General features: G+C 41.4%; 18 protein-coding genes and 1 pseudogene. 14 read left to right on the top strand and 5 right to left on the bottom strand.

The genetic code is table 11. The annotated features are described in order from the left end of the window. Positions 1-56: 56 nt before the first annotated feature. Positions 57-1,178 (top strand): PQQ-dependent sugar dehydrogenase, encoded by a 1,122-nt coding sequence (locus ACKWB9_RS13725; protein ID WP_414003594.1) that lies wholly within the window; start codon positions 57-59, stop codon positions 1,176-1,178. Between the two features lie 5 nt (positions 1,179-1,183). On the opposite strand, the gene murQ is transcribed toward ACKWB9_RS13725, so the two are convergent. Further along, on the bottom strand, positions 1,184-2,002 hold the full coding sequence (gene murQ, locus ACKWB9_RS13720) for an N-acetylmuramic acid 6-phosphate etherase (protein WP_414003593.1): 819 nt from the start codon (positions 2,000-2,002) through the stop codon (positions 1,184-1,186). A 3-nt stretch (positions 2,003-2,005) separates the two neighbouring features. Next, positions 2,006-2,755, bottom strand: a complete 750-nt coding sequence (locus ACKWB9_RS13715) for a DeoR/GlpR family DNA-binding transcription regulator (protein WP_414003592.1) — start codon at positions 2,753-2,755, stop codon at positions 2,006-2,008. Between the two features lie 233 nt (positions 2,756-2,988). On the opposite strand from ACKWB9_RS13715, the gene nagB reads away from it, so the two are divergent. The 8 genes from nagB (at position 2,989) to acs (ending at position 14,664) form a co-directional block, all read left to right on the top strand. Next, the gene (nagB, locus tag ACKWB9_RS13710) at positions 2,989-4,902 is read left to right on the top strand and encodes a glucosamine-6-phosphate deaminase (RefSeq protein ID WP_414003591.1); all 1,914 of its coding nucleotides are present in this window, start codon (positions 2,989-2,991) and stop codon (positions 4,900-4,902) included. Between the two features lie 57 nt (positions 4,903-4,959). Next, positions 4,960-6,564: a glycoside hydrolase family 10 protein gene (locus tag ACKWB9_RS13705; RefSeq protein ID WP_414003590.1), complete on the top strand. Its 1,605-nt coding sequence runs from the start codon at positions 4,960-4,962 to the stop codon at positions 6,562-6,564. Continuing rightward, positions 6,565-7,839, top strand: coding sequence for an MFS transporter (locus ACKWB9_RS13700; RefSeq protein ID WP_414003589.1), 1,275 nt, complete (start codon positions 6,565-6,567; stop codon positions 7,837-7,839). Then, positions 7,832-9,412, top strand: a complete 1,581-nt coding sequence (locus tag ACKWB9_RS13695) for a glycoside hydrolase family 3 protein (RefSeq protein WP_414003588.1) — start codon at positions 7,832-7,834, stop codon at positions 9,410-9,412. The genes ACKWB9_RS13700 and ACKWB9_RS13695 overlap by 8 nt, the downstream gene beginning before the upstream one ends. A gap of 57 nt (positions 9,413-9,469) precedes the next feature. After that, positions 9,470-10,546, top strand: coding sequence for an anhydro-N-acetylmuramic acid kinase (locus ACKWB9_RS13690; RefSeq protein ID WP_414003587.1), 1,077 nt, complete (start codon positions 9,470-9,472; stop codon positions 10,544-10,546). A gap of 42 nt (positions 10,547-10,588) precedes the next feature. After that, entirely contained in the window at positions 10,589-10,849 is a 261-nt protein-coding gene (locus ACKWB9_RS13685; RefSeq protein ID WP_414003586.1) for a DUF4212 domain-containing protein, read from the top strand. Positions 10,850-10,987: 138 nt separating this feature from the next. Further along, the gene (locus tag ACKWB9_RS13680; RefSeq protein WP_414003585.1) at positions 10,988-12,682 is read left to right on the top strand and encodes a sodium:solute symporter family protein; all 1,695 of its coding nucleotides are present in this window, start codon (positions 10,988-10,990) and stop codon (positions 12,680-12,682) included. Positions 12,683-12,756: 74 nt separating this feature from the next. After that, entirely contained in the window at positions 12,757-14,664 is a 1,908-nt protein-coding gene (gene acs / locus ACKWB9_RS13675) for an acetate--CoA ligase (RefSeq protein WP_414003584.1), read from the top strand. Positions 14,665-15,155: 491 nt separating this feature from the next. Here the strand turns inward: acs and tnpA are convergent. Then, positions 15,156-15,597 (bottom strand): annotated as a pseudogene (gene tnpA, locus ACKWB9_RS13670) (IS200/IS605 family transposase). A gap of 561 nt (positions 15,598-16,158) precedes the next feature. After that, entirely contained in the window at positions 16,159-18,588 is a 2,430-nt protein-coding gene (locus ACKWB9_RS13665; protein ID WP_414003583.1) for a TonB-dependent receptor plug domain-containing protein, read from the bottom strand. A gap of 560 nt (positions 18,589-19,148) precedes the next feature. On the opposite strand from ACKWB9_RS13665, the gene ACKWB9_RS13660 reads away from it, so the two are divergent. The 5 genes from ACKWB9_RS13660 (at position 19,149) to ACKWB9_RS13640 (ending at position 23,992) form a co-directional block, all read left to right on the top strand. Beyond that, on the top strand, positions 19,149-19,766 hold the full coding sequence (locus ACKWB9_RS13660; protein WP_414003582.1) for a GrpB family protein: 618 nt from the start codon (positions 19,149-19,151) through the stop codon (positions 19,764-19,766). Between the two features lie 30 nt (positions 19,767-19,796). Next, positions 19,797-20,363 (top strand): hypothetical protein, encoded by a 567-nt coding sequence (locus tag ACKWB9_RS13655; RefSeq protein ID WP_414003581.1) that lies wholly within the window; start codon positions 19,797-19,799, stop codon positions 20,361-20,363. Between the two features lie 283 nt (positions 20,364-20,646). After that, positions 20,647-20,976: a hypothetical protein gene (locus tag ACKWB9_RS13650; protein WP_414003580.1), complete on the top strand. Its 330-nt coding sequence runs from the start codon at positions 20,647-20,649 to the stop codon at positions 20,974-20,976. 40 nt (positions 20,977-21,016) lie between these two features. Further along, a complete protein-coding gene (locus tag ACKWB9_RS13645) occupies positions 21,017-23,419 on the top strand; it encodes a TonB-dependent receptor (protein ID WP_414003579.1) in 2,403 nt (800 codons plus the stop codon). An 18-nt stretch (positions 23,420-23,437) separates the two neighbouring features. Further along, the gene (locus tag ACKWB9_RS13640; RefSeq protein WP_414003578.1) at positions 23,438-23,992 is read left to right on the top strand and encodes a type 1 periplasmic binding fold superfamily protein; all 555 of its coding nucleotides are present in this window, start codon (positions 23,438-23,440) and stop codon (positions 23,990-23,992) included. A 148-nt stretch (positions 23,993-24,140) separates the two neighbouring features. Here the strand turns inward: ACKWB9_RS13640 and ACKWB9_RS13635 are convergent, their stop codons facing one another. Then, entirely contained in the window at positions 24,141-24,596 is a 456-nt protein-coding gene (locus tag ACKWB9_RS13635; protein ID WP_414003577.1) for a DUF4442 domain-containing protein, read from the bottom strand. Between the last annotated feature and the right edge of the window lie 162 nt (positions 24,597-24,758).

Here is a 24,758-nt window from a genome sequence, read left to right as displayed (position 1 = left end):
ATTTCTGTTTATCTTTGATTTATAATATTACCATAATATATTTCTAACGTTCCTAGATGGAAAAAAGTATCCTTTCTCTTTGTTTTTTCGTTGTAATACTCAATTTTTCATGCGGACAAAAGTCTGAAAATAAAGTAATTACACCTGAAGTCGTTCCTTTTACAGCAGAGTTGTTCGTCGATGACCTACAGATTCCATGGGGCTTCGCGTTCCTTCCCGATGGAAGTATGCTCATTACCGAAAAATCAGGTGAATTAATTCACTTTTCGAAGGGTAAAAAAACTAAAATTTCAAACGTTCCAGAAGTTTACTACAGGGGACAAGGTGGCCTTTTGGACATTGAACTACACCCTGATTATACCAAAAACGGATGGATCTATCTTTCCTACGCCTCACCGGAAGGAACTAAAAAAGGCGGACATACCGCACTGATGAGGGCCAGGCTAAAAAACAACGCTTTAGTTGATGGGGAATTACTATACAAGGCCTCTCCCAACACTACAAAGTCACAGCATTTTGGTTCCAGGATCGTATTTGATAATGACGGTTATTTATACCTTTCCATAGGAGAACGTGGTGCAAGGGATGTCAATCCACAGGATGTTTCACGCGACGGTGGTAAAATTTATAGATTTTATGACGATGGCCGCATTCCCCAAGACAATCCGTTCATAAGTAAAGGAGGGGCCAAAACCGCAATCTATAGTTATGGGCATAGAAACCCCCAAGGTCTCGCCAAACATCCCGAAACCGGGGAAATCTGGAATAACGAACATGGTCCCAGGGGCGGGGATGAAATAAATATTATAAAGAAGGGTGCAAATTATGGGTGGCCCTTGGTTACCTACGGTATTAACTATAGTGGCACCTCTATAACGGATAAAACCGAAATGGGCGGTATGGAACAACCTATACACTACTGGGTACCTTCCATAGCACCATGCGGTATGGCATTTGTTACATCCGATAAATACGCCGACTGGAAAGGTAGTTTATTGGTAGGATCCCTAGCGTTTCAATATTTGGAACGATTACAACTTAACGGTACAAAAGTCACACATCGGGAAAAATTATTGCCGGGAAAAGGACGTGTACGTGCTGTTAAGCAGGGTCCAGATGGGTTGATTTACGTAGCTATTGAAGGAAAAGGTATTTATAAATTGATCCCCAAAGGATAACACGATTAAATATCCTTACCGGCAGCATCCAAGACCTCTTTTACGGAACCGTGTTTTTTCAGTAATTCTTCCGCCTCTTCATAGGATATTCCCAAACCTTCAACAATATAACGGGTACCACGGTCAACAAGTTTATCGTTACTGAGTTGCATGTTTACCATTTTGTTGCCTTTGACTCTTCCTATACGTATCATCAGTGCTGTGGAAATCATGTTTAGTACCAGTTTTTGGGAAGTCCCGCTTTTCATCCGTGTGCTCCCGGTAACAAATTCCGGCCCCACGTTCACTTCAATGGGAATGTCCGAGACCTGGGTTATAGGGGAACGGGGATTATTGGTAATACAGGCGGTCAGGATACCTTTTTTCCCTGCGCTGCGCAAACCACCGATAACATAGGGCGTAGTGCCCGATGCCGCAATCCCGACCACAACATCGTTCCTATCTATATCATGCATTTCCAAATCCAGCCAGGCCTGTTCGGTATCGTCTTCCGCTTTTTCTACCGATTTCCGTATGGCCATATCCCCTCCGGCAATAAGTCCCACTACCCGTTCATGGGGCATACCATAAGTTGGTGGAATTTCGGAAGCATCTAAAATTCCCAATCTACCGCTCGTACCCGCTCCAATATAAAATAGCCGGCCACCGGATTGAAATCGTTCACTTAACGCATCTACAAGTTTCGTTATTTGTGGAATTACCTGTTCTACCGCCTCCGCAACTTTTTGATCTTCCTTGTTCATATTGATCAAAATAGTGCGGGTATCCATAAGTTCCAGATCGTTATGGTAAGAAGGGGTCTCGGTAATCTTTACGTAATCCATGGGCTATAAAAGTTTAATATCAAGGTTTTTAAAGGCTTTCAATAAACCATCTTCCGGATCCAGTTCGGTGACCATGGTATTGATCGTATTGATGTCGCACGTTTTGTAACGGTGCTGGGAATTTAATTTTTCGGAGATGGACAATAAAACGGTCTTTTTGGATGCCTTTATGACCGCTTTTTTCATTTGTACGATGTCCCAATCAAACTCCGTTAATCCATACTGGGCATCAACATACCCCGTGCCTATAAAACTGTAGTCTACCTTGATTTCCGATAATGCGTGAATGGCATTGGCACCTATGGCGATCTGTGCCTCTTTGGTTATCCGCCCTCCTACCGAAATAACCGTAACATTTGGTTTGCCCGATAACTCCATGGCTACGGGAAGGCTGATGGTAAAACAGGTAAGGTGTAAATGATCCGGAATCAATCTGGCCAACTCCAAACAGGTCGTGCCACCATCTATAAAAATAACGGCACCGTCTTTTAAGATATCAATCGCTTTTTTGGCTATGGCCGTTTTTTCATCCAGGGCATATACATTCGTATTTCTGGCACTGTTGGTCGTAAAGCCAAGGGAAATCGCCCCACCGTGAACCTTTCTTAATTTATTCTCCCCGTCCAATTCCTTAACGTCCCTGCGGACCGTATCTATGGAAACATCCAAAGTCTCTGCAATGTCCGTTAGCAATATACGGTTGTGCAACTCTACCTCATTTAGAATGGTCTGTTGGCGTTCTTCCTTTAACATTTATTGAATTTCCTTTTTATCACCTCAAAGATAATCAAATAAATCACTTGCCATTTTATACTGTTTAACAAGATTTGAATATTATTTAATTGTTGTTAATTGCATAAAACGGCATATAATATTGCATAAAACGGCATATAATCATTTTATTGTCTATATTTGCCTGATTTAATTTTGAAAGTCCAGTAATAACCTTTTACAAAATCGCAGTTCGATCCAGTATGAAAACAGTAATGTCAAAAAAGAAAATCAACATCGGTTACAAACCTGTAGGTCAATTTGAGGAAACACGTTTTGAAAAAATCCACAATGTCATTTTCTCCGATTCCAATGAAGCCTCTATTCGTGTAGCCGAGGAGATTGCGGAACTCATCAGAAAGAAGCAGGCTCAAAATGAAAAATGCGTGCTGGGCCTGGCTACCGGTTCTTCTCCCATTAGGGTCTATGAAGAATTGGTACGTATGCACAAGGAAGAAGGTCTCAGCTTTTCCAATGTGGTCACTTTTAACCTGGATGAATACCTCCCCATGGAACGGAGCAATATTCAGAGTTACTTTTACTTCATGCACGAACATTTGTTCAGCCATGTGGATATCCCTTCAGAAAATATCCACATACCGGATGGCACCGTACCAAGTGATCAAACGGTCGAGTATTGCCTGTCCTATGAAAAAAAGATCAAAGAACATGGTGGGTTGGACTTTCAACTGCTTGGAATTGGACGAACGGGGCATATAGGATTTAATGAACCGGGTTCCCATTTCAATTCAGGAACACGGGTCATTACTTTGGATCATATTACAAGGGTAGATGCCGCTCCCGCTTTTTTGGGAATTGACAACGTTCCAAGAAAGGCCATTACTATGGGAATTTCCACGGTTAGAAAAGCAAAGAGAATCGTATTACTCGGGTGGGGCCAAAACAAAGCGGATATCATAAAGAAAACTATAGAAGGGGAAATTTCGTCCCAGGTACCGGCAACTTATTTGCAGGAACACCTTAACTGCACATTTGTCCTGGATAACGGTGCGGGGAGCGAGCTGACCAGAAATAAGACCCCGTGGCTGGTAGATACCTGTGAGTGGACCGAGGAACTTACGGCCAAGGCCATTGTTTGGTTATGCTGTGTAACCAACAAGACCATTCTTAATCTTACCGATAAAGATTATAATGATAATGGTATGGCCGATTTACTGACCCTAGAGGATTCTTACGATCTTAATATAAAAATGTTCAACCGCCTGCAACATACCATTACAGGCTGGCCGGGAGGGAAACCCAATGCGGACGACTCCAACAGGCCCGAAAGGGCCGCACCGGAAAAAAAACGGGTCATTATTTTCAGTCCCCACCCAGATGACGATGTCATCTCCATGGGGGGTACTTTTGACCGTCTCGTAGAACAGGGGCATGAGGTACATATTGCCTACCAAACCTCGGGCAATATTGCGGTATCCGATACCGATGCCCGTAAATATGCGGAAATCGCCATGCAGATCCACCCATCTACGGAAACGCAAAATTTAATCGATACCATTGCACAAAAGACCGAAAATCGCATAGACTCTCCCGAAGTAAGAAAGTTAAAGGGTGATATAAGACGAAGTGAATCTTATGCAGCTACCCGATACATGGGGTTGGAAGATACCAACGTCCACTTTTTGGACCTTCCTTTTTACGAGACTGGAACGATCAAAAAGAATAACCTCTCCGATGCCGATATCAATATCATGATGGATATCATCAAACAAATCAAACCGCATCAAGTGTATGCCGCCGGAGATTTGGCCGATCCACATGGCACGCATAAGGTTTGTCTGGATGCCGTTTTTGAATCGATGAAAAGACTATCATCGGAAGCATTTATGAAAGACTGTTGGTTATGGCTTTATAGAGGAGCCTGGCACGAGTGGGATATCAACGAGATTGAAATGGCGGTACCCATGAGTCCCAGCCAAGTACTTAAAAAGAGAAATGCCATTTTTTGCCACCAGTCCCAAAAGGACGGGGTCATGTTCCAGGGCGATGACGCACGCGAATTCTGGATGCGTGCCGAAGAACGCAATAAGGACACGGCCAATAGGTATAAAGCCTTGGGAATGGCCTCTTACTCGGCTATGGAGGCTTTTGTACGCTATAAATTTTAATCGTTCATAACAATACGAAATGTTGTATTGAAATAATCCAAAATCAAAAGATGGAATTTGAGCCATTTTTCAGGGAATGAAAAAAGTCATGATGAGTTCTTATCCAAAAAGGCCTATTTTAGTAATAAGATAGGCCTTTCTTATGCTATGATCAGATACATTGTTCTCTTTCTCACACTAATCTCCTTAAATTCTTGCCGTATTCTAAGTACGGGAACACCACAACCCAAAAGAGAATTTAGGGGAGTTTGGATCGCAACGGTAGTAAATATCGATTGGCCTAAAAATGGAAACGATTCCAGTGAAAAACAAAAAGCCGATTATTTAGAAATTTTAAAGTTTTACAAAGATCTTAACTACAATGCCGTAATCGTTCAGGTCAGGGCCGCGGGTGATGCCTTTTATCCCTCTGAATATGTTCCTTGGTCAAGATTTCTATCGGGTACCGAAGGCAAAAGACCGGATTGGGAAGAGGATACATTGACCTGGATGATACGGGAAGCCCATAAAAATGGCATGGAGTTTCATGCCTGGTTCAATCCGTACAGGGCTACGTTCGATTTAAGAACGGACATTCTAAGCCCTGCACATGATTATTTTACGCATCCGGAATGGATGTTAAAATACGGCAAGAAGTATTATTACAATCCTGGCCTACCAGAGGTCAGGGATAAATTTTCCATCATAATAGCGGAAGTAGTTTCCAGATACGATATAGACGCCGTTCATTTTGACGATTATTTTTATCCCTATAAAATAAAAGGCGAAACGCTCAAAGATACTCCTGCCTATTCCGATTATCGATTGGAAGGGCAATCCCTGGAAGATTGGAGAAGAAGCAATATAGATTCTTTGGTAAAGAATGTCAGTAAAACCATTAAGACCATTAAGCCCTGGGTCCGGTTTGGCATAAGTCCTTTCGGGGTCTGGAAAAATAAGACTACGGATCCGAGGGGTTCGGACACCAAAGCGGGCCAAACCACCTATGAGGATCTGTATGCCGATCCGCTCTTATGGATGGAAAAAGGATGGGTAGATTATATAGCGCCACAAGTGTATTGGAGCATGGACCTGCCCGTTGCCTCTCACCATAAAATTATGGACTGGTGGTCCAACAACTCTAAAAACACCCATCTCTATATCGGAAACGGTGCATATAAAATACGGAACAACAGCGATGTTGCATGGGAGCGCAAAAAGGAACTGCCCGATCAGATAAAACTGGCTCGCCAGACCCGAGAAGTATCCGGAAATATTTTGTTCAGTGCAAAATCCTTGATGGATAAAAATCCGGATGTGGCCAGCTACCTAAAAAGGAAATATTATAAATTTCCCGCTTTGCCCCCCGTATCTCCCCATATTGAAAAGGAAATCCCAAATTTGGTCCAAGTAGTCCCAATCACAAAAAACAATGACAGCATCCAACTAAAAGCAAGAGGGTTGACAAACCTAAAAAATATGCTTGTCTATAAATCCGGCAAAAAAGTAAAAGCGGAATATTCCAATAAAAAAATGTTGGCAAAAATAGCTATTGAAAAGTCTTCGGATATAATTACGATTCCAACGGCTATCATTCGGGGAAAACGCTTTGCCATTACCTTTTTGGACAACTACGGAAGGGAAACCCAACCAATAGTTTTACATTTAAACAAAATACCATAAATGATTCAAAAAGATAAAGGAGCCTGGGTTTGGGTACCTATATTGTATTTTACTCAAGGATTGCCCTATGTTATGGTGGTAACGGTTTCCGTTATCATGTACAAAAAATTGGGCATCAGCAATTCCGATATCGGACTGTACACCAGTTGGTTGTATTTGCCATGGGTATTAAAACCGTTATGGAGTCCTTTCATTGATTTGAAGAGTACCAAAAGGAATTGGTTTTTGGGCATGCAATTGCTGATTGCCCTGGCTCTGTTGGGCGTAGGGATCTCCATTCCTACAAATATGTTCTTTTTGACCACCTTGGCCTGTTTTTGGATGGCGGCCTTTGCTTCCGCGACCAATGATATAGCCTCGGATGGTTATTATATGATCGGGTTGACCGAAAAAAAACAATCATTTTTTGTTGGGATGCGAAGTACTTTCTATCGTCTGGCCATGGTTACGGGAGAGGGGCTGATCGTTATATTGGCCGGATTTTTGGAAACCAAATATGGAGACAACTCCAAGGCCTGGAGCATAACCATGATCGCAGCGGCCGTGCTCATGCTCATACTTACCCTATCCAATTTTTTCACCACTCCAAAATATGAAGGTTCGGAAACCCTGATCAAGGAAAAGCCTCAAGGATTTTGGGAAGTTTTTACATCTTTTTTTAAGAAACCGGGAATCGGGATTGCACTGGCCTTTATCCTTACTTATCGGCTGGGCGAGTCCCAACTTGTAAAAATGGCGGCACCGTTCATGCTGGACACTATGGATAAAGGAGGACTGGGCTATTCCACGGAACAAATCGGAACCATTTTCGGTACAGTCGGTGTGATAATGCTTTCTATAGGGGGTATTTTAGGGGGCATACTCATTTCCAAGGATGGGTTAAAAAAGTGGATGTTGCCCATGGTCCTTTCCTTGAACGTTCCCAATATCCTCTATGCACTATTGGCATTGACCAAAACCACGAATATCATCGCCGTAACGGCAACGGTGATTTTTGAAAAATTTGGTTATGGATTTGGATTTACCGCTTTTCTAATGTACCTCATTTATATTGCCGAGGGAAAATCAAAAACATCGCACTATGCCATTGCTACAGGTTTTATGGCATTGGGAATGATGTTACCGGGGATGATAAGCGGCTATGTACAGGAATGGTTGGGGTATAGCGGTTTCTTTATATGGGTGGTCATCGCCGCGTTACCTGCATTTTTATTATTGAGATTCATTAGCTATCCGCCCGATTTTGGCAAGAAAACAAACAGTTCCGATGCATAGATCAACAACATTGGCAGAGGCTAAAAAATCACTGACCGTCAAAGAAAAAGTGGGACAATTGTTCATGCCTGCGGCTTTCATCAATGATTCCGAAGAAGAAATCCAACAACTGGAACAATTAATTCGGGAACAAGGCATAGGCGGACTCTGCTTTTTTCATAGCCGAGCCAGTGCCGCTACCAATTTTGAAGGTAAAAAGGAAGTGATCAAAAACGAAGAGAGTTTCCGAACCCTTCAAAATCTAATCATTCGCTATCAAAAAGCGGCCAAGCATCCGTTACTTATGGCCATAGATGCCGAATGGGGCCTGGCCATGCGTGTGGAAAGGACACCGCAATATCCTTATGCAATAACCCTGGGAGCCATACAGGGCAATGATGAACTTATTTTTGAGGTAGGGCAACACATTGCGCAAGATTGTAAAGCGGCCGGGCTGCACTGGAATCTTTCACCGGTCGTGGACCTAAACAGCGATCCCAACAATCCGGTAATCGGGTATCGTTCCTTTGGGGACGATAAATTAAAGGTATTTGAAAAGGCCGATGCCTATATAAGGGGAATGGAAAGCGAAGGAGTGCTGTCCAGCATCAAACATTTTCCGGGTCATGGCGATACGGCCACGGATTCCCATTTGGGATTACCGTTAATTGATAAATCAAAGGACGAATTGTTTCAAAATGAACTGTATCCCTTTCAAAAATTAATCGATTCCGGGGTCGATTCCGTTATGATAGGACATTTATCGGTTCCTTCGCTCACTTCCAATGCCACCAGACCATCAAGCATCAATAAAAATATTATAAAAGGGGTATTACGACAAGAAATGGGATTTACCGGTGTTGTGATTTCGGATGCCCTGAACATGCATGCCGTTTCTAAAAACTACCCCGGTCCCGGAGAACTGGAATGGTTGGCTTTTGATGCGGGCAATGACATATTATGCTTTGCGGAACATATTCCGGAAGGAGTTAAGACCATTCTTTCCAGGGCGACTCCCCACCAGGTCGAAGAAAGCTTTGAGCGTATCTGGCAATTGAAGGAAAAAGCGATGAAAGCCCAAGTCCCGGAATTTAACCCAAACTCCGGTTTAAGCAGTGTGAACGGACTCAACAGAAAACTGGCGGAACACAGTCTGACCTTGTTCAAAGGAACCGAAACCAAAATAACAAAGTTCAGAAATACCGATCATTATACGTTGAGCATCAAAAGACAGGATAAAAATGAGCCCGTCCCCCATATTTTAAAAACTTTAAAGCGGATAAGATCAGAAGTCATCGATCAAGAAAATATACGTTTATTATTGACCCCGCCCCGGGTAAAACCCGCCAATAATTTTGGATTTTTAAAAGCGGAAATCGATTTTATAAATGAGATCATTTCAAAGAAAAAAGTGGTCCTCTATCATTTTGGCAATCCTTATGCCTTACAACTTTTCAAAATAGAAAACACATGGGCCACGGTAATAGCCTATCAAGGTTTTCCAGAATTTCATGAAGTTGCCGAACAGCATTTTATGGGCCATGTACAAGCTATTGGCAAATTGCCCGTAAGCTTAAAACAAAACGAACGATAGCATTTTAATTTAACCAAAAGAAAAAGTAAATCATGTTTCAACTAACCAACAAGATCGATGGAGAAGTATAAAATGTTGGGGCTAATGTCCGGCACCGCTTTGGACGGGCTGGATTTGGCCTGCTGCCACATTTGGGAAAACGAAGGGAACTGGGCATTTGAAATTGTAGAAAAGGCCAGCATTCCATATACATCGGAAATGCAGAACAGATTAAATGGGGCCATTCACCTATCCGCGGAAAATCTATTGCAATTTCATAATACCTATGGAACATGGTTAGGAGAACAGGCCAAAAGCTTTATCTCGGAAAATCGGTTAAACGTAGATTATATAGCCAGTCATGGCCATACTACGCACCATCGCCCGGAATTGGGCCTTACATTTCAAATTGGTTCGGGCCAACACTTGGCAAATGCTTCCGGTCACAAGGTCATTTGTGATTTCAGGACCAATGATGTTGCCCTTGGTGGCCAGGGCGCCCCTCTTGTTCCCATTGGCGACAGCTTGTTTTTTAATACTTATGATTTTTGCCTCAACCTGGGGGGTATAAGCAATATTTCTTTTGAGATAAAGGGCAAACGCATTGCATACGATATTGGAATGGCCAATATGCTATTAAATTACATCACCCGTAAAATTGGGCTGGATTATGACGAAAACGGTAAAAAAGCCAGTTCGGGAAAATTAAACCCAAAAATGTTACAACAACTGAACGATCTGGAGTATTACCTCCTTCCCCATCCAAAATCCACAGGGTATGAGTGGTTTAGGGAAAAAGTGATCCCTATTGTGGAGCGCACCAATGATACTATTGAAAATTTATTACATACATCGATACATCATATTTGCGAAAAAATTGCACAACAAATCGCCCTAAACCCTATAAAAGAAAAACAACGTATGTTAGTTACCGGTGGAGGAGCGTTCAATGGATTCCTGATCGAGACCTTAGGGCAAAAATTAGGTTCCCATACTCAGGTAATCGTTCCCGATAAAACCATCATAGCATATAAGGAAGCGCTTATATTCGCCTTAATGGGAGTGCTTAGGATGGAAAAACGAACCAATGTACTGAGCTCTGTTACAGGGGCTAAAAGAAATTCTTCCAGCGGGATATTATTTCTGCCCAATTAAAGTATTTTACTTAAATTTCTAAACGAAACCAAAATCGAGAAAATGTCCGAAAAACAAAAAAAGGCCACGGCCTACTGGAAAGAAAATGTAAAATACCTTTTCATCCTCTTAACTATATGGTTTATGATCTCCTACGGAGCGGGAATCCTTTTTAAGGATGCTTTGAACACTATTAAGGTCGGGGGCTTTAAACTGGGGTTTTGGTTTGCACAGCAAGGGTCTATTTATGTATTTGTCCTCCTTATTTTTATTTATGTCAGATTGATGAACAAGTTGGATAAAAAATACGGATACGACGAATGATGCCAAGCAGATCATTATCCCCCGAATATTGCATCGACATTAAAATCAGGGATGCTTTCAGGTGTCATAGAATCACCCGATCGCAATTTGGACCAGATTTCTCATTCTCACAAAAATGATACTAAAAACCAACCAATTATGACAGTTCAGACATGGACCTATATTTTAGTGGGGCTTACGTTCGCCCTGTATATCGGAATCGCTATTTGGTCCAAAGCAGAATCTACCAAAGAATTTTATGTTGCAGGGGGTAGTGTTTCCCCCTTGGCCAATGGTATGGCCACGGCAGCGGATTGGATGTCCGCCGCCTCCTTCATTTCCATGGCCGGTATCATTGCCTTTGCGGGTTATGACGGTTCTGTCTATTTAATGGGATGGACTGGTGGTTATGTACTGCTCGCATTATTACTTGCGCCTTACCTCCGGAAATTTGGAAAGTTTACCGTACCGGATTTTATCGGAGATCGTTATTACTCCAAGGTGGCCCGTATTGTAGCGGTACTTTGTGCCCTGATCGTTTCCTTTACCTATGTGGCCGGGCAAATGCGTGGTGTAGGCGTGGTCTTTTCCCGGTTTTTGGAAGTGGATATCAATACCGGGGTGGTCATAGGGATGGTCATTGTACTTTTTTATGCCGTGCTGGGCGGTATGAAGGGGATTACCTATACCCAGGTGGCCCAATATTGCGTATTGATCTTCGCTTTTATGGTTCCCGCTATCTTTATTTCTATTCAAATGACCGGAAACCCCATACCGCAATTGGGGATGGGGTCAACAATGGCAGATGGTTCCGGAACTTATCTTTTGGACAAATTAGACGGTCTTTCCACAGAATTGGGGTTTACCGAATACACGAACGGTTCTAAATCTATGATCGATATTTTTGCCATTACCTTGGCATTGATGGTAGGTACTGCGGGCCTCCCCCACGTTATTGTCCGTTTTTTTACGGTTAAAAAGGTCAGGGATGCCCGTAAATCAGCCGGTTTGGCATTACTTCTTATCGCTATATTATACACAACGGCTCCGGCGGTCTCGGTTTTTGCAAAGACCAATTTACTACATACGGTCAGCGATCAAGAATACGATGGGATGCCTGTTTGGTTCAAAAATTGGGAAAAAACGGGGCTTTTGACCTTTAACGATAAAAATAAGGACGGTAAGATCCAATATGTGGCGGACAATGAAATAAACGAACTTAAGATAGACAATGATATCATGGTTTTGGCCAATCCCGAGATTGCGGATTTACCGGCATGGGTCATTGCATTGGTCGCAGCAGGAGGCCTGGCAGCGGCACTGTCTACGGCAGCAGGGTTATTATTGGTCATATCCGCATCGGTTTCACATGACCTGATCAAAAAAGTCTTTAAACCGGGGATTTCGGAAAAAGGTGAGCTATGGGCCGCAAGGATCTCCGCTACCCTGGCCGTTATCGTAGCGGGGTATTTTGGTATAAACCCGCCCGGATTTGTAGCGGCCGTGGTCGCCCTGGCCTTCGGACTGGCCGCGGCATCTTTCTTTCCGGCCATAGTTCTCGGTATTTTTTACAAAAAAATGAACAAAGAAGGGGCTATTGCGGGAATGGTAATAGGTATTCTGTTAATGCTATTTTACATGACCAAGTTCAAGTTCGGCTGGTTTGGAGGAGGTACCCGGGCAGATTGGTGGTTTGGCATCTCCCCGGAAGGTTTTGGCAGTATTGCTATGTTGGTGAATTTTATAGTATCCCTTTCCATCATGCGATTCACCCCGGATCCACCAAAAGACGTTCAGGAAATTGTAGAGGATATTCGGATCCCCAGTGGTGCGGGAGAAGCGTTGGACCATTAATTTTTCTTATTTTTAGAAACTAATTTTATCAAAGAATACACATAAAAACCCTTAAAAGAGACTGTTAACACGATATGAGCAATTACCACATCAAACATTTGGAGGAATACTATCAAGTTTATCGCAAATCCGTTAGAAACCCGGCAGCTTTTTGGGAAGAAATGGCGGAGGAGCACTTTGTTTGGAGAAAGCGATGGGACAATGTTCTAAGCTGGGATTTTTCCAAACCCGAAATAAAATGGTTTGAAGGGGCTAAACTCAACATTACGGAAAATTGCCTGGATAGGCATCTGCCCACACGTGGAAACAAGACGGCCATTCTTTTTGAACCCAATGACCCCAAGGAAGAGGCAGAACATATCACCTATCGGCAATTGTACGAACGGGTGTGTAAAATGGCCAATGTGCTGTTGGAACAGGGAGTTAAAAAAGGAGATCGTGTATGTATCTATCTTCCTATGATTCCAGAACTGGCCATTTCTGTTTTGGCCTGTGCCAGGATCGGGGCAATCCATTCGGTCGTCTTTGCGGGGTTTTCGGCAAATGCCCTGGCTACCCGGATCAATGATTCCGATTGTAAAATGGTCATTACTTCGGACGGTTCTTACCGCGGGGGCAAGACCATCGATTTAAAAAGTATCGTGGATAAAGCCTTGGAAGAATGTCCGGGAGTAAATTCCGTATTGGTGGCCCAGAGAATAAAAAGTGATATCGAAATGGTTGTAGGTCGCGATTATTGGCTACAGCCTTTGCTGGACGATGCCTATGCGGACCATGTAGCGGAAATAATGGATGCGGAAGACCCCTTGTTCATCCTGTACACTTCCGGTTCTACCGGAAAACCAAAAGGCATGGTACACACCACGGGTGGATACATGGTCTATACCGCCTATACGTTTAAAAATGTATTCCAATATAAGGAAGACGATATTTATTGGTGTACGGCGGACATTGGATGGATAACCGGCCATTCCTATATTGTTTATGGTCCTTTGGCGAACGGAGCCACAACGGTAATGTTCGAAGGGGTTCCCTCCTATCCGGACTTTGGGCGGTTTTGGGAAGTGGTACAAAAACACAAGGTAACTCAGTTTTACACGGCACCCACCGCCATTCGTGCCCTGGCCAAGGAAAATCTGGATTTTGTCGAAAAATATGATCTCTCCAGCTTAAAAGTCCTGGGTTCCGTAGGGGAACCTATAAATGAAGAGGCATGGCACTGGTACAACAATAATGTAGGGAAAAAGAACAGCCCCATTGTGGATACCTGGTGGCAAACGGAAACGGGCGGTATTATGATCACTCCCATTCCTTATGTAACGCCCACGACACCTACCTATGCCACCTTACCTTTTATTGGTATACAACCTGCCTTGATGGATGAGAACGCCAATGAAATAGAAGGAAATCAGGTAAGTGGCAGGCTATGCATTAAATTCCCGTGGCCATCCATGGCCCGTACCATTTGGGGCGATCACAAACGCTATAGGGACACTTATTTTTCGGCCTATGACAAGATGTATTTTACCGGGGACGGTGCACTACGGGACGCAGTTGGTTATTACAGGATTACGGGCCGTGTAGATGATGTGATTATCGTGTCCGGTCATAATCTGGGTACGGCCCCTATTGAAGATTCCATAAATGAGCACCCTGCCGTGGCCGAATCTGCCATTGTCGGTTTCCCCCATGACGTTAAAGGGAATGCCCTATACGGTTATGTCATATTAAAGGAAACTGGTGAAAGCAGGGACAGGGACAATTTAAGAAAGGAGATCAACCAGCAGATTACGGAGCAGATCGGGCCTATTGCCAAATTGGATAAAATTCAGTTCGTACCCGGGCTTCCTAAAACCAGAAGTGGAAAGATCATGCGTAGGATCTTAAGGAAAATAGCCGGTAAGGACACGGGGAATCTAGGCGATACGAGTACATTGCTCAACCCTGAGGTGGTTCAGGAAATTATGGACAACGCCCTGTAGGGAAACCTGTAATTTTAAGAATCGATTGGAGGGATAGTTCGTTTGTCATAAAACGTCATCAGGAACGATATATCTTTGATGACAAAGCTGTTTGCCGTACCCGATTGAAAACCTCGTGGTAATTTATGGTATTTCAAAATTTTGGTATGCTTATCGACCAAATAAGCATGTACTGCATTACTATGGGAGAATGTGGAAGCAACCTTCCTGGATCTGGCATTCTCCTACAGGTAACTTTTGTTCATTGTTTTTAAGCCAATTTCAATATGTTTTCCATTCATATGTAATGGGGCATCAACAACATAAAAACCTTGATCGAGTTTTTAAAACATTAAAAATCCATTAGATTAACGGTCTTGACAAAATAGAAATATAGGTGCCGGTAACTATTATAATTGTTGGCATTAATACAAAAAAATTACGAATTCAAAGTAAAAATCACACCTTCTAAGAAGGTGGCTTTTAAGCTACCCCCATAGAGGGAGGAAAGGTTAGAGGTCAAACCGTTGTTGTTGGTCTTCCAACCTACGTTCCTCCTTTTCTTGGTGCTTCACATATTTTCTTATCATTTCTTCGCCCAGACCAACGGTGCCCACAAAATAGCCCCGTGCCCAGAAACGGTTTCCCCAATAGGGGCTCTTCTTCAATCCAGGGTAACCCTTGAAAAGCTTTATGCCAATTTCCCTTTCAAGGTGCCCATCAGTCTGGAAACAGAAACTTTCGGGGGAACGGGGAGACCAAAAGATGAACGTGGTCTTCTTGTACGTTCAGTTCCTCGACAAAACAACCTTTCCATTCGCACAACATTCGAATATCATTTTCCAAAAGTCCCTTGACATCGCCCTTGAGTATGCGCAATCGATACTTGGGAACCCATACTATATGGTAGTCGCACTTGTAAACAACATAGCTCAATTTCCTATATTTACCCATATCCCAAATATAGGCATAGCCAATCGGAACATCACCACCTGCTTTGCAGGTGGATTTCCAAGGTTAATTAAAATGGCGTGTAACGGAATTGGTACGCATCCAGATATTGGAAAAGAATATGACGGGATAAGTAAGAACTTGCTTGGACTCAAGTCTGGGAAGCACATCATAATTCTACAAATTGACTTCTAAAAATAAAATTGAAGTTATTAGAATTTTACATGAACAAATGACTTGAATAAAGAAAATAATTGAATAAGAACTACACCCAACAACGATAACCGTTACACAAGCCCATGATTTTTATAAGACAACTTGGTATAAACCCCTTTGCGAGGAGGCCTTTTCCTTTTTGCATCGGTATCCGAAGGTCCGTCCACAAGACATAAAAGGGCTTGAGATCAATTACGAACCTATTTTTAACGAACTTGTACAAAGCAAGTGCCCCCACGCTACTTTTTGCACATTTTCGAACGATTTTCAGATAATTTTTCAGGTTGTAAGCTACCACCGAGAAATGCAGTTCCCTGTTTTTAGGGAAGGCTACAAAAAGGGAATAGGTTACTTACTTACATCATAACTTTTACGGATTACTATAGGAATACCGGTATGGGTTATGCCCTCCAAGGTAATCTGCACGGGATAACTGGCTTCACTATTGTAATAAAATAGTTCTACGGTGCCATTTTCATCCGGGTGCAGATAAGGCTCCCAATGTAAGGTATTACGTAAATCGGGTTCGGTCGGATCCAATGTTTCAAACGCATTGTGATCGGGGGCATAAAAAACCCTGGCATCGTAAAACCCTTGGACTCTTTTACTAACCGTATAGGGGGCCGTTCTAATGGCCTTATTTACGGCTCCCTCTTTTGTATATATCATGATTACCCCATTGCCTCCTCTTTGCCCATAAACGGCCGCAGCCGCAGAAGTAATCGCTTCTAGCCGATCTACATCGTCCGGAGTGATACCACTTAAAATATCCAGGCTTATTTCAAGTCCGTCCATAAGTATCAAGGCTTGGCCATTATACCTACTAAAGCGGATCGAGCCCCTGGAAGCAATGACGCCGGGAATCGAAAACTGAATAAGTTGTGCCATAGTGGAGAACGAAGGGGTCTTATCATCAAGAATCTTTACAAAATCGGCTTTGCCAATGGAGGTCGATTTTTTTTCCGGTTCTTTTTTCCCCGTGACCACAACCTCATCCAAGCGATTTTCATTGGAGACACCAAAAATCAGGTTCTTTTTTAAGATATTTTCGGCAAAGGACGAAACATTGTTTTTAACATTTCGAGGAAGAAAGTGCTGTTTAAAATCGGCAACGGGAGCTTCTCGATAAATCGGATTTAATTCTAGCTTACCTTTGTTTTTCCCTTCTTCGTTTTGACTGTTCAAAAGAAGAGAAGCGTATCCGGTGAACATGATATCGTTGAATTCAAAATTTCCGGCCGCATCGGCAACAGTTTCACTAATAGCAACTTTCCCCTCTTTCGTCAAGGTCATTGTAACGGTGTATTTGTTCTTGTCATTTTTTCTTTTTCCGTTTACCCGACCAGAGACTTTGATTCTTTTTTCCGCGCTATAATCTGTTCCGGTTTCGGAACTGGGGAATTGTTTCCATAAAAAATCACGCCATCCCTGAGTGAGCAATAATAGATCCAATTGCTGCATACGCTTTGGGTTGGCAATATCAAAATATTCCCACGGGGCGTGTACTTTTCCCCTAATGTCCGATTCCATTAAGAAATAAGAGCATATATTGCTCCCCATCACATTGTTTTTTGGGTTTTCTATAGATGCCAGTGAAAAACTACCCGCAAGGGCATCGCCATGGGCAGTTTTGGAAGAAACTTTAATATTGACCTTTTCCTTGGGCAAATATGTTTCCTTATCGGTCGACAAGGTGACGGAAACATCGTGATCTTTGGCAATATAGATCAGCCTTTCGCTATGTGGCCGTTGATTTTTATCGTATAAAGTAATTTGGGCTATACCTTCTGGAAAATCCTGGGTAGGGAGCACAAAAGTTAAAGTGTTCTTTTCAAGGGTTTGAGAGCCTTCAAAATAGGTAATGCCCCTTGTTGTGGCCATTAATGTTAAGGGTGCTCCCGACTCTTTGTCCAATGTGGCCTGATTGGTTTTGATGGTAATGAAATGTTGTCCTTTTCTTTGATGTGCATTGAGCACATATCCATGTTTTAATACTTTGGGAAGGGGTATTTTAAACGTTTTGGAATCTGTTGCTAGAATTTCCGCAGTATAAATTTGCTCTTTGATATTATTCAGGGAGAATGTACCTATGCCATGATGTTGGCTTTTAAAGGATGTTATGAGCGTTCCCTCCTGATCGAAAATTTTTCCGGAAACTTCAATGGGATTCCCATGAACATCAACGGCTTTAAAGGCTACTCTGGTAGAAATCCCTTCAATTAAAGAACCTCCTTCCGGAAAAAATTGAAAATCTATGGTCTTATTGGTTTTGGGACTGGTAGTATCCAATGAAAGATCGGTCGGCTCTTCTTGAAGGTTTTGGACAACACGGTCCTTTAGATCTACGATTTCAATTTCTTTTTTAAAGATAAAATCATCCCCAAAATTCCGCATCCAATTAGTATAGGCCCTGAGCTGGTATCTGCCCGGTTTAAAGCCTGCTGAATCCGAAAGTGAAAAATCACCATGTCCCAAACCATGATCCAACTGGGTAATATTGCGTGCCACAACTTTCGATTCCTGGGAGATAAGTTCTACATAGAGAATATTACTATGATCAAAGGGAACATGTACATAACCATAGACCAGATATGCTTTATACCATAAATCTTCACCCAAGGTATAATGGGTGCGATCGGTATGGAGGTATACTTTTTCAATGGTGGGAACAGATGCGTCTTTGGATTCCTTTTCCAGAGGTGAGGACTGGGAATTGACTATGAAATGAGATATAATAAGTAATAAGGGTAAAATCCATGGTTGCTGTTTTTTGATCATTGATGTAGTATAAATTGTTTCGGAACGAAAATAAAATTTGTTTCTTGAGACATAGGAAATATCCTAACTTTTATGAAATCCTTAACATATAATTGCATAATTCTATACGTTCGTATGCTGTATTTAATCATTTCATAATATCCCGTTTTCAAAACGAAATTGACAAATAAGCATGTTTTTTGCCAAAATATTATGAAACCATAAAGGCTGTCAAAACCGGCAACAATCGGCCTCGCAGGCCCTGCTGACCTCACGCCCTAGAAAATGTTGGAAACGTATACTAACAACAGTTCGGGGCCGGAGGATGTACTGAAGGACTTGCCATAGAACAAATCAATATAGCAATAGACCTTCCAGCCCCATTTGTGAATGTCAATGCCAATGTATAACTTCGGCAAGGCGGTAAATCAGGTGTTCATATCTTTCATTTTTTATGAATCTTTTCGATTTACTGCTTTTTAATGGATGTTATACACAATGGCAGTTAAATGTCGGTGCCACACCATAGACACTATGTACACACTTATTGTTGTACGAAAGTTGAAAAAATCCGAGATACAATGAAAAAGGCATTGAATGATTTAACAAAAGAAGATTGGAATACACTTTTCCCAATTGAATTGGTTGACCATAATCCTGAATGGAGGAATATTTATGAAAATGAAAAAAATCGAATACTGGATAAAGTCGGGAAAGAAAAAATATTGCGGATTGAGCATTTTGGTAGCTCATCAATCACCACGATCAAATCTAAACCTTATATCGATTTAATGATTGAAATTCCCAAAGATTTATTGTTTGACGAAAAATTAATCGGCGAATTCACGGAATTAGGATATTCTCATTTTAAAGTACCTGCGAGAGAAAATATAGCGGAATATTCAACATTCGGAAAAGGATACAATGTTGATGGAACAAAAGAACAGGTTTTTCATATCCATATGTGTCCAAAAGATAATGTGATGTGGAAACAAATTGACTTTCGGGATTATCTAAATGCGAATGACAAACGAGCAAAGGAATATGAGGATTTAAAACTCGAATTAGCTTCCAAATTCAAAAATGACAGAGGTTCATATGTACTTGGAAAAACCGATTTTATAAACGAAACTCTAGACATAATCAGCAGAAAAACCAGCACACAACAGTGTTCTAAAACAGAACCAATAAAAGTTTAATACAAAAGGCAGTGGCTTACGTAACACATTATGAAAAATATCCTAATAGCACTACTACTAATTTTGTCTTCCAATTTAATTGAAGCACAGTTTATAAAAGAAAAATCAATAAATGCTCAAATTGGATACGGAATTAGCGTACCATACACCAGCGTTGATGAAATTGCCGATAGTGGCTTTTTTGCTCAAGGAGAACTGGTCTTAAAAGTTGCTTCTTGGGTTGAACTTAGACCGTACGCCGGTTTAATTTTGACAAATTCAAATGGAAAAGACCTCAGAGATAATCCAACTGATGAAAAAGCCGAATCCAAAGCTTTTTTAATGGGTGGGAAAGCAAGGGTTAGAGCACCAATACCTTGGGTAGCACCGTATGTAGAATTTGGAATAGGAACTTCTATTGGAAAATTTGAGACATTTACCGCTTTTGACAATATCGATAAAAACGGGATAATTTATCATATACCCTTCTCTTTAGGGGTGGAATTAGGACGAAATAATAACATTGATCTGGGATTTGCCTATTACTTCCAACCAACTGTTGAACAATATACGGGAGCATTTGCACTCGGAATTACAATACCCCTGAAAAGGGAATAAATAAGGTGTTCCTATGAAAATCCCTAATCCAATCTAGATAGACTAACGTTAGGCTGCAATTAAAACGGTATGCAAATAATTACGTTGCACCAGTTCTGTTTTTTCTTTCTATGGATCGAAAGCCCTTTCATTGAAATTGTTAAAGAAGAAAATCATCATAACCCAGCTCACGCAACAAAAAATTCAATGTACTAGTTAAGTCTATCTCATATATATTCCCAAATAATTCTAATTACACAATATTTCTTTATTTTTGCATTTTCCTCTTTTATAAAAGAAAATAATGGGTCGTAAAAAACGGATTGGCAAGAATATAGCCGCATTATTGCTCTTTGTAGCCATAATGATGCCTACCGCCATTCGGTTTTTTCATATTTTTGAAGGTCACGAACATGTCTCTTGTAAAGAAGTAAGTACGCACATCCATCAAGATGTACCCGATTGCCATATCTGTGATTACCATATGGCATCTTTTAATTACCACATAATTGAATACCCCAATTTATTACAACCAACAATACCGGTAAAGATTAACGAAGACTTCTCATCTTTACTGTTCCACTCATTTAAAATAACCAATACCCAGCTACGCGCACCTCCTATTTTTTCTTGATCAACAAACACATTTATTATTTTGTTAATTAAGAATTTATATGCGCACATATACACTATTAATGCTGTTATTATACAGTGTAACAGCATTTTCGCAAAATTGTGACAACACACTTTCGGGTACGGTAACAGACCTTCACGATGGGACTTTACTTGCAGGTGCAACACTTATTGTTGCCGGTACCGAGCAAGCGGTACAGACCGATATCGACGGGAGATTCATTATTTCAAACTTATGTGAAAACACCTATTCCATACAGGTTTCGCATCCTTATTGCCTGACAAAAGGTTATAAAGTCAAAGTATCTGGCAACACGACCAAGACCTTTAAACTGGAACACCATTTGGAAGAATTGAACCAAGTTACTATCGAGGGGAAAACCTACAGCGATAAGTCCAAAACAATTCTCGAAAACACCCTCTCAAAAAAAGACCTGGAACGGTTTAGCAGTGGTTCGCTCGGTGATGCCCTAAACAGTTTGAGCGGTGTTTCTTCCCTCAATACCGGGAATACCGTTGTAAAACCGCTGATCAATGGCCTGCACAGCAGTCGTGTCGTGATCATAAACAATGGCGTTAGAATGGAAGATCAGGAATGGGGAGCGGAACACGCCCCGAACGTTGATATTAATTCCGCCGGCAATCTTACCCTAATAAAAGGTGCAGGCGCATTGCAGTACAGTGGCGATGCCGTAGGGGGCGTTATTATAGCCGAAGCTTCAAAAGTTCCGGTAAAAGATAGCCTATACGGAAAGACCTTGTTTACGGCAGCATCAAATGGACGTGGTTTTTCAACGACCTCCCAATTGACCAAAAGTTATCAAAACGGTTGGTATGCAACAGTACAGGGAACTTTAAAACGTTTTGGCGATTTTGAAGCACCGGACTATGTATTGAGCAACACCGGAATTTTTGAACGTAATGCCTCTTTTCTAGTAGGTCTCAATCGTTTCAATTATGGTATAGAAGTGTATTATTCACTCTTTAGAAATGACATAGGAATTTTAAGGACCTCCCATCTGGGCGGTGCACAGGATCAATTTCGGGCCATAAACAGCGACAGGCCATTAATCGTCAGGGATTTTACGTACAACATCGATGCGCCCAAACAAGATGTTACGCACCATTTGGCGCGTATAAAAGGCTTCAAAAGATTTGATGGTCTCGGGAAAATGAGCCTGCAATATGATTTTCAACGGAACAACCGATTGGAATTCGATATACGCCGTGGTGACGATGCCGACAAGGCCTCCCTTGATTTAGAATTGGACACACATACATTGATGCTCGATTTGGATTCCCAATTGACTGATGCACTATACCTTAAGACCGGCATAATGGCAAGGTATCAAAATAACTTTGCAGCTAATACCGGAATACGCAGATTGATCCCCGATTATGACAAATACGATTTGGGAATTTATGGCATAACGGATTATCACTTTAAGGACAACTGGCTTTTTGAGGCTGGATGGCGTTTTGATTACACCTATATGGATGTTTTTAAATTCTATCGCACCTCTTTTTGGGAATCCCGAAATTATGATGCACTCTTTCCTGAAATCGTGATAGAACAAGAGGAAGTAAGCAATCAGGTTTTAACTAATCCGCAATTGAATTTTTATAACGCTTCGGCAACCTTAGGTGCTACTTATTCTTTTGAAGAAGAATATAAACTGTTTTTCAATTATTCATTGGCATCACGAGCACCAAACGCTTCGGAGTTATTCAGTGAAGGCTTGCACCATTCGGCTTCGCGTATCGAGCTGGGAGATTTACGTTTCAATTCAGAAGTGGGACATAAAGTTTCCTTGGCCCTTCAGCGCAAAAATAAAAATTTCAGTTTTTCAGTGAATCCGTTTATAAACACCATTAATGATTTTATCGTTATTGAACCTACAGAAATCCGGCAGACGGTTCGGGGCAATTTTCAAGTTTGGGAATACAGACAGACCAATGCACAACTATTGGGCGTGGATATTGATGCTTCTTATGCCTTTATCAAAAATTTCCGTTTGGACCATCAATTTTCACTGGTTAAAGGCTATGACCGCACAAGGGATGAACCCTTGATTAGTATGCCTCCCGTAAATACAAAGAACGAAATTGTCTATCAAAATCCAGAATTCAATAATCTACGGTTGGCATTGCAGAGCCAATACGTATTTCGCCAGAACGAATATCCCAATAACAATTTTGAAGTTTTTATTCCGGAAACTGAAGCTACCGAAATCGTGGATGTAAGCACACCACCGGATGCATACCATTTACTCAACTTTAATTCAAGTATCGATTTTAAAGTCAATCAAAAATCAACAATCACAGTGGGTCTTGGTGTTACCAATATATTGAACACTTCTTATCGCGATTACCTAAATCGCCTTCGCTTTTATGCAGACGATTTGGGAAGGAACTTTTTATTACATCTCAAAATGAATTATTGATCTTTAAATCTTAAACAAATGAACAAATTGAAATTTTTATCTACTGCACTTTTTGCAACACTATTATTTGCATCCTGCTCAAATGATGATGAAACGCCAGATCCGGTAAATGAAGAAGAGGTGATTACTACGATGACCATAACGCTTACACCTGACGGTGGTGGAACGTCCATTACCTTACAGACCCGTGATCTGGATGGTGATGGGCCCAATGTACCCGTGATTACGGTTTCGGGAGATTTAGCAAATGGTACTACCTATAATGGTAATATCGTTTTACTGAACGAAACTGAAAACCCGGCTGAAAATATTACCGAGGAAGTGGAAGAGGAAGATGACGAACACCAATTTTTCTATACTATTGGTAATGGACTTGACGTTACGACCGCTTACGCCAATTTTGATAGAAACGGAAATCCATTAGGAACAGAGTTTACCCTTATTGCAGGTACAGCAAGTGCCGGAGCTTTAACGTTTATATTGCGCCACGAACCAACAAAACCTAATTCTGGTCTTAGCGATGCTGGTGGAGAAACAGATGTTACCGCCACTTTTAATGTAACTGTACAATAAGGTTTAAGTATCACTTTTTTGTCCCAATTTAAATCCTCTTTACGTCTTTTTGTCGTAAAGGGGATTTACTTTTTATCGAGAAAAAAGCCGAACGGAATTGATTCCCTCCCGTTAAATTTTCGTTTAAATCGTTAAAAAAATAAGTGTATTACTCTTTTAACTTCAGTGTCCATTCAAAATTAAATGTGCTTACTATTGTCCCGTCTTCATTTACACCAACGGATTTCATCCAAATGGTCTGCCCTTCCCCGTTGGCAATAGTTTTATCCAAAGCTTCTTTTATTAAATGTCCATCCTGGCAAGTAAAGGTTATTTTCCCGGTCGCTTTTTTGGAAAAATTGGCATTGTTGTTCTGCACCAACATGGATATTCTTTGACCACTGGAGCGGATCTGGGCCATCACCATTGCACCTGTACTAAGTTCTGCCGCCATGCCCTGTACGGCCCAAAACATGGACTTAAACGGATTCTGATTGAACCATCCATGCTTTACGGTCACAACAGCCTTATTTTCATCTATATATCGCAAACGCACACCACACCACCAGGCAGAAGGAAGTTTAAAAAAGGTGAACGTATTGAATTTACGCGTGTTTACAACCATTTTACATCCTAATTTCCTTTAAATATATCAATTAAAATCAAGAACAACATAGTTAATTTTTTGTTAAATTTTAGTACTATGTTTTGCAAAGTACCTTATTTTAAACATATATTTGCATAGTAAGTTATTAGGTTATGAATGTATTTGATCCAAACAAAGTAA

This window comes from Maribacter spongiae (genome assembly GCF_047345125.1).
Taxonomy (GTDB): Bacteria; Bacteroidota; Bacteroidia; order Flavobacteriales; family Flavobacteriaceae; genus Maribacter.
This window is presented reverse-complemented; position numbering and strand designations above follow the sequence as displayed.

Bases quoted from the DNA above. Each gene is read 5' to 3' on its own strand.
- murQ (WP_414003593.1), bottom strand. From the start codon at position 2,002: ATGGATTACGTAAAGATTACCGAGACCCCTTCTTACCATAACGATCTG.
- acs (WP_414003584.1), top strand. From the start codon at position 12,757: ATGAGCAATTACCACATCAAACATTTGGAGGAATACTATCAAGTTTAT.
- ACKWB9_RS13690 (WP_414003587.1), top strand. From the start codon at position 9,470: ATGGAGAAGTATAAAATGTTGGGGCTAATGTCCGGCACCGCTTTGGAC.
- ACKWB9_RS13655 (WP_414003581.1), top strand. From the start codon at position 19,797: ATGAAAAATATCCTAATAGCACTACTACTAATTTTGTCTTCCAATTTA.
- ACKWB9_RS13645 (WP_414003579.1), top strand. From the start codon at position 21,017: ATGCGCACATATACACTATTAATGCTGTTATTATACAGTGTAACAGCA.
- ACKWB9_RS13650 (WP_414003580.1), top strand. From the start codon at position 20,647: ATGGGTCGTAAAAAACGGATTGGCAAGAATATAGCCGCATTATTGCTC.
- ACKWB9_RS13635 (WP_414003577.1), bottom strand. From the start codon at position 24,596: ATGGTTGTAAACACGCGTAAATTCAATACGTTCACCTTTTTTAAACTT.
- ACKWB9_RS13665 (WP_414003583.1), bottom strand. From the start codon at position 18,588: ATGATCAAAAAACAGCAACCATGGATTTTACCCTTATTACTTATTATA.
- ACKWB9_RS13640 (WP_414003578.1), top strand. From the start codon at position 23,438: ATGAACAAATTGAAATTTTTATCTACTGCACTTTTTGCAACACTATTA.
- ACKWB9_RS13660 (WP_414003582.1), top strand. From the start codon at position 19,149: ATGAAAAAGGCATTGAATGATTTAACAAAAGAAGATTGGAATACACTT.
- ACKWB9_RS13695 (WP_414003588.1), top strand. From the start codon at position 7,832: ATGCATAGATCAACAACATTGGCAGAGGCTAAAAAATCACTGACCGTC.
- ACKWB9_RS13725 (WP_414003594.1), top strand. From the start codon at position 57: ATGGAAAAAAGTATCCTTTCTCTTTGTTTTTTCGTTGTAATACTCAAT.
- ACKWB9_RS13685 (WP_414003586.1), top strand. From the start codon at position 10,589: ATGTCCGAAAAACAAAAAAAGGCCACGGCCTACTGGAAAGAAAATGTA.
- ACKWB9_RS13700 (WP_414003589.1), top strand. From the start codon at position 6,565: ATGATTCAAAAAGATAAAGGAGCCTGGGTTTGGGTACCTATATTGTAT.
- ACKWB9_RS13680 (WP_414003585.1), top strand. From the start codon at position 10,988: ATGACAGTTCAGACATGGACCTATATTTTAGTGGGGCTTACGTTCGCC.
- nagB (WP_414003591.1), top strand. From the start codon at position 2,989: ATGTCAAAAAAGAAAATCAACATCGGTTACAAACCTGTAGGTCAATTT.
- ACKWB9_RS13715 (WP_414003592.1), bottom strand. From the start codon at position 2,755: ATGTTAAAGGAAGAACGCCAACAGACCATTCTAAATGAGGTAGAGTTG.